General features: G+C 32.8%; 11 protein-coding genes. 4 read left to right on the top strand and 7 right to left on the bottom strand.

What is annotated here, in order from left to right; all coding sequences use genetic code 11:
- Nucleotides 1-565: 565 nt before the first annotated feature.
- The 3 genes from meaB to QWY99_RS14340 form a co-directional block, all read right to left on the bottom strand.
- Nucleotides 566-1,657: a methylmalonyl Co-A mutase-associated GTPase MeaB gene (gene meaB, locus QWY99_RS14350; RefSeq protein WP_290266270.1), complete on the bottom strand. Its 1,092-nt coding sequence runs from the start codon at nt 1,655-1,657 to the stop codon at nt 566-568.
- Nucleotides 1,658-1,762: 105 nt separating this feature from the next.
- A complete protein-coding gene (locus QWY99_RS14345; protein ID WP_290266269.1) occupies nt 1,763-2,404 on the bottom strand; it encodes an NAD(P)-dependent oxidoreductase in 642 nt (213 codons plus the stop codon).
- 56 nt (nt 2,405-2,460) lie between these two features.
- Nucleotides 2,461-2,868, bottom strand: a complete 408-nt coding sequence (locus QWY99_RS14340; RefSeq protein ID WP_290266268.1) for an Rrf2 family transcriptional regulator — start codon at nt 2,866-2,868, stop codon at nt 2,461-2,463.
- Between the two features lie 116 nt (nt 2,869-2,984).
- Between QWY99_RS14340 and QWY99_RS14335 the strand changes: the two genes are divergently transcribed.
- The 3 genes from QWY99_RS14335 (at nt 2,985) to QWY99_RS14325 (ending at nt 5,883) form a co-directional block, all read left to right on the top strand.
- Nucleotides 2,985-3,896 (top strand): AEC family transporter, encoded by a 912-nt coding sequence (locus QWY99_RS14335; RefSeq protein ID WP_290266267.1) that lies wholly within the window; start codon nt 2,985-2,987, stop codon nt 3,894-3,896.
- Between the two features lie 31 nt (nt 3,897-3,927).
- Nucleotides 3,928-5,145, top strand: a complete 1,218-nt coding sequence (locus QWY99_RS14330; RefSeq protein WP_290266266.1) for an MFS transporter — start codon at nt 3,928-3,930, stop codon at nt 5,143-5,145.
- Nucleotides 5,146-5,244: 99 nt separating this feature from the next.
- Nucleotides 5,245-5,883, top strand: a complete 639-nt coding sequence (locus QWY99_RS14325; RefSeq protein ID WP_290266265.1) for a peroxiredoxin — start codon at nt 5,245-5,247, stop codon at nt 5,881-5,883.
- A 256-nt stretch (nt 5,884-6,139) separates the two neighbouring features.
- On the opposite strand, the gene QWY99_RS14320 is transcribed toward QWY99_RS14325, so the two are convergent.
- From QWY99_RS14320 to QWY99_RS14310, 3 genes are all read right to left on the bottom strand, one after another.
- Nucleotides 6,140-8,377, bottom strand: a complete 2,238-nt coding sequence (locus QWY99_RS14320; protein WP_290266264.1) for a cation:proton antiporter — start codon at nt 8,375-8,377, stop codon at nt 6,140-6,142.
- Nucleotides 8,378-8,556: 179 nt separating this feature from the next.
- On the bottom strand, nt 8,557-9,903 hold the full coding sequence (gene purB / locus QWY99_RS14315) for an adenylosuccinate lyase (RefSeq protein WP_290266263.1): 1,347 nt from the start codon (nt 9,901-9,903) through the stop codon (nt 8,557-8,559).
- A gap of 283 nt (nt 9,904-10,186) precedes the next feature.
- Complete coding sequence (locus tag QWY99_RS14310) at nt 10,187-10,882, bottom strand: SIR2 family NAD-dependent protein deacylase (protein WP_290266262.1); 696 nt, start codon at nt 10,880-10,882, stop codon at nt 10,187-10,189.
- Nucleotides 10,883-11,065: 183 nt separating this feature from the next.
- On the opposite strand from QWY99_RS14310, the gene cysC reads away from it, so the two are divergent.
- Entirely contained in the window at nt 11,066-11,590 is a 525-nt protein-coding gene (gene cysC / locus QWY99_RS14305) for an adenylyl-sulfate kinase (RefSeq protein WP_290266261.1), read from the top strand.
- Nucleotides 11,591-11,669: 79 nt separating this feature from the next.
- On the opposite strand, the gene QWY99_RS14300 is transcribed toward cysC, so the two are convergent.
- The gene (locus QWY99_RS14300; protein WP_290266260.1) at nt 11,670-12,200 is read right to left on the bottom strand and encodes a hypothetical protein; all 531 of its coding nucleotides are present in this window, start codon (nt 12,198-12,200) and stop codon (nt 11,670-11,672) included.
- Nucleotides 12,201-12,258: the final 58 nt, after the last annotated feature.

The raw sequence follows: 12,258 nt of genomic DNA, 5'->3' as shown, positions 1-12,258 counted from the left end.
TGATTTAATTCAGATGCTTAGTTCCTTAGGGCTTTTTTTATTTGGAGCAGAGGCACAGAGGTTCAGAGGTGCAAAGCTTCAAAGGTTTTTTTAAGAAGTTACTAAGATACTAAGGTTCTGAGGTACTAAGTTTAGTCTGAATTTTGAGGTACAAAGGTTCAGAGGTGCAAAGGTTTTTAAGTAGATACTAAGACACTAAGGTTCTGAGGTACTAAGTTTAGTCTGATTTTTAATTCAGATGCTTAGTTTCTTAGGACTTTTTTTATTTAGAGGAGAGGCACAGAGGTTCAGAGGTGCAAAGCTTCAAAGGTTTTTTTAAGAAGTTACTAAGATACTAAGGTTCTGAGGTACTAAGTTTAGTCTGAATTTTGAGGTACAAAGGTTCAGAGGTGCAAAGGTTTTTAAGTAGATACTAAGACACTAAGGTTCTGAGGTACTAAGTTTAGTCTGATTTTTAATTCAGATGCTTAGTATCTTAGAACCTTTTTTTAAAACCTTTATCGCTTTGTTGCTCTGTTCCTTTGAACCTTAGTTTTTTTTACTTAGTACCTCAGAACCTTAGGCCTTAGGACCTTTTTTGAAACAATTCCAATAAAATACTCGCAGCTGCAAAAGGAGAGACTTCATCATTTTGTACCGCTTTTTTGTTTTTATCTAGTTCAGTTATGATTTCGGGATGATTATAAAAATTATTTTTTAATTGTTCGTTTATAGTTTCCATCATCCAAAATTGATTCTGCTCTTTTCTCTTTTCTTGAAAATAATGCGACTTTTTTGCCATATCAAGATAATCAAGAATCGTTTGCCAGACTTCGGGGATTCCTTCGTGTGTGATAGCACTACAAGTAGATACGGTAGGTTGCCATCCTGATTTTTTGGCAGGGAATAAATGCAACGCTCTATTAAACTCCGTTTTGGCAAGTCTTGCTTTCTTAATATTGTCGCCATCGGCTTTATTAATTACAATAGCGTCTGCCATTTCCATAATTCCCCTTTTAATGCCTTGTAGCTCATCGCCAGCACCAGCAATTTTAAGCAGTAAGAAAAAATCGACCATGCTATGAACAGCAGTTTCGCTTTGTCCAACACCAACAGTTTCGATTAAAATGGTATCAAATCCAGCCGCTTCACAAAGTATAATAGTTTCTCTGGTTTTACGAGCAACGCCTCCAAGAGTTTCTCCAGAGGCACTAGGTCTTATAAAAGCATTTTCATCTTTAACAAGTTCTTCCATTCGGGTTTTATCGCCAAGAATACTTCCGTGCGAAAACGAACTACTTGGATCGACTGCTAATACAGCTAATTTTTTCCCTAATCCAGTTAGTTGTTTACCAAAAGCTTCTATAAAAGTACTTTTTCCAACGCCTGGAACACCTGTAATTCCTATTCGTACCGATCGGTTGGCATGCGGTAGGCAACTATTGATTATTTCATTTGCTTTGGCTAGATGGTCAGGGTTGGTACTTTCTATAAGTGTAATTGCTCTACTTAAAGCAGTTATGTTTCCTGATAAAATACCAGAAACTAATTCTTGTGCAGTAGGTTGAATTCGTCTAAAACGTTGAATTTGCTCAATTGATGCACCACTGGTGATTTCAGGTTGCGAAATTCCAGGCTTTTCATTTAAGCTACTTCCTTGTTTTTTATGTGTTGACAAACTCTTTAATTTTGAAGGGTAAAAGTAATCAAAACAAAAACAGTTTCAAAAGTAGAATATAGCTTTCGAAACTGTTTTTTGTGAATTTGTTTAATACCGGTGTGATTAATATGCAGCAGTAAAACGAACTTGATGGTGTTTAGGAGATTCTACTTCATCAGCAATAACTACAGCTAAATCTTCTACAGATAAAATACTTCTTTGGTTTTCATCAAAAACAGGATTCTCTAATCCTAAACGATATTTACCAGTTCTTCCTGTAGTGATTCCTGGATGCATTTCGAAGGCTGGACTAAAAAATGCCCAATCTAAGTCTTTCTCTTCTTTTATAATATTCAAATAATCTCTAGCTGCTGAAGCTCCTGCATAATATTCTTTTGGAAAATCAGGTGTGTCTACAGCTTGCAAATTAGGAGCTACAAATAGACTTCCTCCGCCTCCAATTGTAATAAAACGTTTTACTCCTGATTGTTTTACAGCTTCTTGAATAGATTTAGAACCTGCAATAAAATCATCATAAAGATTTGGGTTTGTCCAGCCAGGATTAAAAGCACTAATTACAACATCATTTCCTTGTAGTATTGTAGCTAATTCGCTAGTGTTGAATATATCTGCCGTTACCCATTTTACATTAGAAGCATCTTTTGGGGTTCTTGCGATAGCAGTGATTTCGTGTTTGCGGTTTGCTAATTCATTTAAGATAGTTGAGCCAACAAAACCTGTTGCTCCGATAATTGCGATTTTCATAATATATTTGTTTTATTAGTAATAAAAAATGTTACAGTTTAGTGTAAAAAAATAGATTAAAACTGATTTGAAAAATTTTCTAATGTAATTGTACTTAATTCAGTATTTATTTTCTCATTGATATCAGTATATAATAAGTCTAGATTTTCGTTTATTTTCTTACCGACAGGGCAATCTGGATTGGGCTGATTTTTAGCATAACCTAGATTTACAGTGTCAAAAGTCATTTTAAAAATGTCAAGCAAGGTAATTTCAGAAGCAGGTTTTAATAATCTTGTACCTCCGTTTTTACCTTCTTTACTCTCTACAATATGATTCTTTTTTAGGTTAGAAATTTCTTTCCTCACCAAAACAGGATTCAAATTTATGCTCCCCGCAATGTACTCCGATGACAAGTAATCATTGGGGAACTTAGAGAGTAGCGTAAGAATATGTGTCGTTATGGCAAATTTACCTGAAATCATACTGTAATAAAATATGTTACAAATTTACAGGTTTATATTAAACGGACAAAATAATTTACTTTAAAATTAAATAATTTAAGAAGATATTAAGTAGTATTTTTGTTTTTTTACTGAAGATGAGCAACTTTATTTTAATTTTCGTTTTTATTACCGCCGGACTTATATTGCAAAATATCAAAGGTTTTCCAGTACACATTTACAAAACCTTAAATAAAATCGTAATTTATTTATGCCTTCCAGCTTTGGCATTGTATTTTATCCCAAAGATAAAATGGAGTACTGAATTGTTGTTTCCTATAGGGGCAGCATGGATTAGCTTTGTTGTTGCGTTTTTACTTTTTTCATTTTTAGGAAAGAAATATGGTTGGTCTAATAAGCTAATAGGATGCTTAATTCTTACTGCAGGATTGAGTAATACCTCTTTTTTAGGCTATCCCATAATAGAAGCTTTGTATGGTAAACAAGGACTCCAAACAGCTATTTTAGTCGATCAGCCGGGGTCTTTTGTTGTAATTTCGACTTTAGGTGTTTTTGTAGCAGCTTTTTTTTCAAAAGGAAGTCCAGATGCGAAGGCAATTACAAAGAAAATTTTGTTTTTTCCTCCTTTTATTACCTTTGTCATTGCCTGTTTTATGAACGTTTTAGGTTATGATTTCGATATAGATCTACAGTTTGTGTTTCAAAAATTAGGAAGTTTAGTTACACCTCTTGCTTTGCTTTCTGTAGGTTTGCAACTTCGTTTTGAAAAAAACAGTAAGCATTGGGGGTTTTTAACTTTTGGTCTGTTTTTTAAACTGATCATCACACCACTATTGTTTCTAGTATTGTATGTCTTTATTTTAAAGCAAAATTCTTCAGTAATTAAAGTTACAATTATGGAAATGGCTATGGCGCCAATGATTACCGGAAGTATATTGGCTTCTACGTATGGTTTAAAACCTCGATTGAGTAGTATGATGATTGGTTTCGGAATTCCAATTTCGTTTGTTACACTTGCGTTTTGGTATTTTATTTTGAGTTTTATTTAGTTTATATATTAATTTTTAGTTCTATTTTATTATGAGTTCCTCTAGTAATACAGCAACAATCGATGGTTCGGTTTTAGCCCAAAAAACAGTTTATTCTGTATTGTTTTCTATAGCATTTGCCCATTTATTAAATGATTTAATGCAAGCAGTAATCCCTGCAACTTATCCAATATTAAAGGATAATTTTAATTTAAATTTTACTCAAGTTGGATTAATTACTTTCGTTTTTCAGCTTACTGCGTCTTTATTACAACCTTTTATTGGGTTTTATACGGATAAAAAACCAATGCCTTATTCCTTAGTTATAGGTATGATTTTTACAATTTCTGGTTTATGCTTATTATCGGTATCTAATGAATTTTGGATGTTATTAATAGCAGTTGGATTAGTAGGTATTGGTTCTTCGATATTTCACCCCGAGGCTTCTAGAGTTGCCTTTTTAGGTTCAGGAGGAAAGCGTGGTTTGGCACAGTCCATTTTTCAATTAGGTGGAAATGCTGGTAGCGCTATAGGACCATTATTGGTTGCTTTAGTAGTTGCTCCTTATGGACAATCACATGTTGTTTGGTTTGTTATAGCGGGAATATTAGGAATTATTATTTTATCTAGAATTGCAGTTTGGTATGAGAATCATATGAACTTGAGAGCTGCTAATAAAATAACTTCAGAAGAAGCAACGGTTCCTTTGTCAAATAAAAAAATAACTATTTCAATTGTTGTTTTATTGATGCTTATTTTTTCTAAGTTCTTTTATATGGCAAGTATGTCTAGTTATTTCACTTTCTATTTAATTGATAAGTTTGGAATGAGTATTCAAGATTCACAATTTTATTTATTTGTTTTCTTGGCATCTGTTGCTGCAGGGACATTAATAGGCGGTCCTTTAGGTGATCGTTTTGGTAGAAAGTATATCATTTGGATTTCTATACTAGGAGCGGCACCATTTACGTTGCTATTGCCTTATGCTAATCTTTTTTGGACAGGAGTATTATCTGTAATTATTGGAGTGGTAATAGCATCTGCATTTTCGGCTATTTTGGTTTTTGCACAAGAATTAAAACCGGGTAAAGTGGGAATGATTTCGGGATTGTTCTTTGGATTTGCTTTTGGAATGGGAGGACTAGGTTCAGCAATTTTAGGTTATGTAGCCGATCAGACTACTATTGAATATGTGTTTAAAATAAGTTCGTATTTGCCTTTAATTGGTGTTCTTACTTATTTCTTACCTAATATGAAAAAGAAAATCTAATTCTAGTAAGTCTATCAACTTTATAATTTTTTTATGAGGTCTAATGTTTTCCTTGTCCTTTTTTTAGTTATTTTTAATTAAAATTTTAAATAAATACTCATGGCAACACTACGATTAGGAGATATAGCTCCAGATTTTGAAGCAGATACAACACAAGGACATATAAAATTTCATGAATGGTTAGGAGATTCTTGGGGAGTGTTATTTTCGCATCCTGCAGATTTTACCCCAGTTTGTACTACAGAGTTAGGAACTGTGGCTAATTACTACCCAGAATTTGTAAAAAGAAATGTAAAGGTTATTGCTCTAAGTGTAGATGGTTTAGAATCGCATTTAAAATGGATTAAAGATATTAACGAGACTCAAAATACGACTGTAAATTTCCCTATTATTGCCGACGAAGACAAAAAAGTTGCCAATTTATATGATATGTTACACCCAAATGCAAGTGATAAATTTACTGTTCGTTCGGTTTTTATTATTGGAAACGATAAGAAGATTAAACTAACATTGACTTATCCTGCTTCGACAGGAAGAAATTTTGATGAATTACTTCGTGTTATTGATAGTTTGCAATTAACTGCAAACTATAGTGTGGCAACACCAGCAAACTGGAAAGATGGTGAAGATGTAGTTATATCTCCATCAATTCCTGATAGTGATATTCCAGCTAAGTTTCCAAAAGGGCACAATCCGATAAAACCCTATTTAAGGATGACTCCTCAGCCTAATAAGTAGGTTTACATTAATAACTCGTTGGAGAGATTGCTTTAACACATAGACACATAGCTTGGTAAAGCCTAAAAAAGACGTTTAACTTAGGATAAAACACATAAGGCTATGCAGGAAAAATCTATTTTTCTTAGTCACCTTTGGTTGTGAATTCTATTTCGATAGCTATCGGAACTATGTTTCTATGTGTTGAATGTCATTTTTGCGAATCCAAGGTGGTAAAATAAAAAAGGTATAATTCTCATTATACCTTTTTTTTGTGTTATACTTTTTTTCCGAAATTCTTCATTCGTTTTTTGTCTCCAACAACCCAAATGATATCATCTTTTTCCAAAATTAACTGCGATTCTGGATTAAGGATTCGTTTACCGTTTCTTTCAATTCCAACGACCAAAGCGTTTGTTTGATGTCTAAATTCACTAATGCTTTTTTTAGCAAACTGATCATCGGATAGTTCTAGTTGGTTTAAAACAATCTCTGATTCTTCAACTGCTTGAGGAATTTCTATTTCGTTTTTGGTTAGATAGTCTTTAAATTCATTTACTTGCGCATCAGTACCAATAACACATATCTCATCTCCAGGAAATAACCGTTCTGTTTTTGTTGGAATTTGTATAGTGATGTCACCTCGTCTTATAAAGGCAATATTGATTCCCAATTCTTCCCTAATCTTCAATTCTTCTAGTGTTTTTCCAGCTAGATTAGATTCTTTTGCAATTTCAAATATCGACATGTGTCCATCCCAAGGTGTTAAATTAGCATACTTTCTATCTATTTTAGTAGATTCTCTATCGTTAAGGTTTTTTAAGAAATGACTTTCTATTTTATGGTATTGCTCATTTAGTTTCTTGGGGAAAAATTGGTAACAGGTAATGGCTATAACTAAGGCAATAAAGGCAACCAAAGGAGAGAAGAAAATGTTTAATAGGAAACCAACAAAGAATAAACCAAGGCTCATTCTGATTAAGATTAACATTAAAAGAGCTCCACGGTATTTTCGTTCTTCCCATAAAGTTTCAACTTCATTTACTTTTACACGGCGTAACGAAAGCGCCCATAAAAATGGTGCAATTACAACTAAAGTAATTAATGCAGCCAACGTATTTCCGAAACGGGTATCTGCTACTAATGGAGCAACAAACTTTGCCGATAATAAAATAATGGCTGTAATAATAATAGAGTGCAATATAATTTGTGTTATCGAAGCACGAAATACAATCTGCCAAGTGCTAACCGATTTTATAGCTTGTGCATTGACACTATAACGGTTGATGTTTTTGATCCATCTTTTGGGTAGTTTTCGTTCTAAGAATTCAGAAAAAGGATCTGAATACTTAATTAAAAAAGGCGTTGTAAATGTTGTTATAGCTGATACTGCCACAATTATCGGGTATAAGAAATCGCTGGTAACCTTTAGTGTCATTCCTAGAGTAGCTATGATAAATGAGAACTCTCCAATTTGAGCCAAACTCATCCCAGTTTGTACTGATTGTTTAAGAGGTTGCCCTGATAATAAAGCTCCAATTGAAGAACTAATTGCTTTTCCGAAAATAGTAATAAGAGTAATAAGAGCAACTGGTAATGCGTAAGTAATTAATGTGTCTGGATTGATTAACATTCCAACTGATACAAAGAAAACAGCACCAAAAAGATCTTTTACTGGTTGAATCAAATGCTCTATTTTTTCTGCCTGCGTAGTTTCTGCAATAATAGATCCCATAATAAAAGCACCTAGAGCGGGTGAGAAGCCTACATTTGCAGCAAACATAACCATCATTAAACAAAGTGCTAATGAAATTATTAGTAACATTTCATCAGTCAAAAGGTGTTTTGCTTTTTTTAGAATAGTTGGAATTATAAAGATTCCCCCTAAAAACCAAATGATTAAAAAGAAAACTAATTTTAAAACTGATCGTAGCAATTCACCACCAGAAACCTGATCGCTAACGGCTATCGTTGATAATAAAACTAACATTAAAATAGCGACAATATCTTCAACAATTAATGCTCCAAATACAATCCCTACAAACTTTTTTCCTTTAACTCCCAATTCGTCAAACGCACGAATGATAATTGTTGTAGATGAAATAGAGAGTGTTGCTCCAAGAAAAATGCTATCCATTTTACCCCAGCCCATCCATTGTCCAACACAATAACCGACGAGGGTCATGGACAAAATTTGTGTTATAGCGGTGATGGAGGAGGTTCCTCCAACTTTCATTAATTTCTTAAAGCTAAATTCTAGCCCCAGACTAAACAACAAAAAGATAACCCCAATTTCGGCCCAAACTTCTACGCTTTTTATATCTTTTATAGAAGGGAAAAAATCAAAATGATTTCCTGCTAAAAATCCTGCTATTAAGTAGCCTAGAACCAAAGGCTGTTTTAGTTTTTTAAAGATTAGCACAGCTATCCCAGCTGTCATTAGGATTAATCCTAAGTCACTAATTAAGGGTTCTAAATGTTGGGTGGCATTCGTTACAGTCTCTGTAGGACTCATAGGCAGGTACTTTTTTTGTGTTTAATTTTTGAATTGTTGTAAGGTAGCAAAAAATAAAAAAAGATGAAAGTAATCGGATTTCAAAATATAAAAATAATGAAATTTTATTAAAAAAAAATCTCGTTATTTATAGTAAAACTAACTATAAATAACGAGATTTTTGTCTGAATAAGAGTGTTTTATATTCCTAAAAAGTTGCTAGGAGTAATTTTCATCAGCTCCGCTTTGATTTCTTCCGAAACATCTAATGTCGCAATAAAACTGTGGATAGCATTTTTATCAATTGCTTCATTTGTTCTAGTAAGGCCTTTTAGTGCTTCATAAGGATTTGGATAGGCTTCACGACGTAAAATTGTTTGAATTGCTTCTGCAACAACCGCCCAGTTTTTTTCTAAATCTTCGTGGAATTTTGATTCATTTAAAAGTAATTTGTTCAATCCTTTTAATGTAGCTTCAAAAGCAATTATAGTGTGACCAATTGGCACACCAACATTTCTTAAAACAGTACTATCTGTTAAATCACGTTGTAATCTTGAGATTGGTAGTTTAGCCGAAAGGTGTTCGAAAATAGCATTAGCAATTCCTAGGTTTCCTTCTGAGTTTTCAAAATCAATAGGATTAACTTTATGTGGCATAGCCGATGAACCAATTTCGCCTGCTTTAATTTTTTGTTTGAAATATTCCATTGAAACATACGTCCAAATATCTCTGTCTAAATCAATTATTATGTTGTTGATTCTTTTTAATGCATCAAAAAATGCAGCAAAATGATCATAATGTTCTATTTGTGTAGTTGGAAACGAGTGGTGTAGTCCTAGTGTGTTTTCTACAAAATTACCACCAAATTTTTTCCAGTCAATTTGTGGATATGCAACATGGTGTGCATTGTAGTTTCCTGTTGCTCCACCAAATTTGGCTGCAAATGGGATATTAAATAACAAACGCATTTGCTCTTCGATACGCTCTACAAAAACACCAATTTCTTTACCTAAACGAGTAGGAGAGGCTGGTTGTCCGTGAGTACGAGCAAGCATAGGGATAGCAGCCCATTCTACGCTTAATTCTTTTAATTTGGCTGTAAGCGTAATCAAAGAAGGCATATATACGCTTTCAAAAGCTTCTTTTGTAGAAAGAGGAATAGCTGTGTTGTTAATATCCTGAGAAGTTAACCCAAAGTGGATAAATTCTTTATATTCAGATAGGCCTAATTTTTCAAAAGCATCTTTAATAAAGTACTCCACAGCTTTTACATCGTGGTTTGTTACTTTTTCTGTTTCTTTTATCCAAAGGGCATCTTCTGTAGAGAAGTTTTTATAAATGTTACGTAAGCTTTCAAAAACAGCTGCATTTACGTTTGCAAGTTGTGGCAATGGCACTTCGCATAAAGCTATAAAGTATTCAACTTCAATCAATACCCGGTATTTAATTAGCGCTTCTTCAGAGAAAAATGGCGCTAATGAAAGGGTTTTGTTTCTATATCTTCCGTCAATTGGCGATATGGCATTCAATTCGTTTAAAGTAGTCATTGTTGTGTTGTTAATTTTGAAGATGCAAATGTAAGTTATTGTTAAAACTTCTGAAAGTTAGTTGCAAGTTATTATAGTTAAACATTGCAATTTTAAATGATTGCTTTAAAATTTTTATCCAAAATAGTAAAATTAAAGCCAAAATTATGTATCCCGTTTTTATGATGGTTCGAATGGAAGCTTGTTGTTAAAATCTATTTTCAATAAGGAAAACTCCCATAACAGTATATTTGTTACAATATAATAGGTCAAGTGATTCTTCAAGAAGCATACTTATTGTTGTCTATTTTGTTATTTGAGCTAATTTCGACTTTAATATTTCCATTCCTTTGGATGCTATTTCTGGAATAACTTCAATTTTATTTCTCAAGTTTGGAATTTTAATAGGTTTAGGGTCAATATAAAAAACGGGTGCATTTGCTGGAGTGTATGAGATCAATCCAGCTGCAGGATATACTTGCAAAGAAGTTCCTATTACGGCAAAGTAATCGGCTTGTTCTGCAATTTCTATTGCTTCTTCGAGCGCCGGGACTTCTTCTCCAAACCAAACGATATGTGGTCGAAGTTGATTCCCTTTTTTATCTAAATGACTCATAAATAAATCATCATGCCAATCTAAAATATAATTGGAATCTTGTGAACTTCGTACTTTAAGTAATTCGCCATGTAGATGTAAAACTTTTGTGCTTCCTGCACGTTCGTGTAAATCATCGACATTTTGAGTTATGATATGCACATCAAAATCTTTTTCGAGTTCAGCTAAGATAATATGCCCCAAATTAGGCACTACTTCTTTGAGTTGTTTGCGTCGTTGATTGTAAAAATCAAGAACCAATTCGGGATTTCTATACCAACCTTCGGGAGTCGCCACATCCATTACATCGTGACCTTCCCAAAGGCCATCACTATCACGAAAGGTTTTAATACCGCTTTCGGCACTAATTCCAGCTCCAGTTAAAATAACTAGTTTCTTTTTCATTTTTTATCTAATTCTAAAAAATAAAATTAGTCAATTTATGATTATAACGGGCTATTGATTTTGTAAAGAATGAATTTATAAAAGTGATGTTTTTTTTAGTATTTTTACTATAAGTCAATTACAAAGCTTTGATTTGTATTGCTTTGTTGTACTAAAGAAAATTAATTTTTTGATGATATTTAAATGATATTAATACAATTTACAGGTTTATCGGGCTCTGGAAAAACTACATTGGCAGAAAATGTAGGGAGTTTGTTATTGGAAAAAGGATACAAAGTTGAAATAATTGACGGTGATATTTATAGAAAAACCCTTTGCAAAGACTTGGGATTTTCAAGAAATGACAGATGTGAAAATGTGAGACGACTTTTTAATGTAGGTCAGGAGTTTATTAAATCTGAAGTTATCGTTCTAATGTCGGTTATTAATCCTTACGAAGATTTGCGGAATGAAATTGGTCAACATGAGTTTGTCAAAACAGTTTTCTTGGATAGTTCTATAGCTAATTTAATTAAAAGAGATCCCAAAGGATTGTACAAAAAAGCATTGCTGCCAGATAGTGATAGCAATAAAATCAGAAATTTTACAGGGATAAGCGATGTTTATGAAATTCCTTTAAACGCAGATTTAACAATTAAAACTGATTCTGAATCAGTAACTGTTTCAACCAATAAACTGTATTGTTTTATTGTAGATAATATAATTTGATGTGATGTGATTTGTTTCTTAATGATCATATTTTAAAGAGCTATAGATATTATCTGTTAACTACTTAGATGATATTTTATTACCACTTTACATTTATTTGATGTTTAGTGGCAAATACTTTTCCTTTTTGGTAAAGTGAATCAATCAGGTTGTTAATCTTTGGCATATCCACCTCTTCTACTTTTTTTAATAAGGTTTCTTTTTCTGTCGAAGTATTTTTTTGGTCACAAAGCTTGGCATACTTTAGGTATTCTTTTTTATGAACAGCTAATGCCGTTTCAAACAATTCAATTGAGTTTTCTTTTATTGCTTTTCTTTCTTCATTATTTGCATCAAGTGCTTTAATTTTTGCTAATGCCTGTTTTATATGTTGTATTTTAATCTCGACAGCTTTTTGTGCTTCAACACCTGTTTTTTTACTTGTAGTGTTATTAGAATTTTCATGAGCATGTTTTTCCAACAGATTACCAAAATAATGAGGCTCAAATTGGCTAAGTAAATTAGTGTTCAGTATCGCTAGATCGAAGAAACGGTGAGGGGTTGTTGATTTGCAAGACGGCTGACATAGTAAGATAGCGATTAAACAATGTGATTGATTTTTTTTGATCATAGATTCTATAAATATTTAAATTAATTTATTTTCCTTTTTTAAGAAGTAATAATTAATT

The sequence above is a fragment of the Flavobacterium branchiarum genome (genome assembly GCF_030409845.1).
Taxonomy (GTDB): domain Bacteria; phylum Bacteroidota; class Bacteroidia; order Flavobacteriales; family Flavobacteriaceae; genus Flavobacterium; species Flavobacterium branchiarum.
Note: the sequence above shows the minus strand (reverse complement) of the source record. Positions and strands in the feature narration are given on the sequence as shown.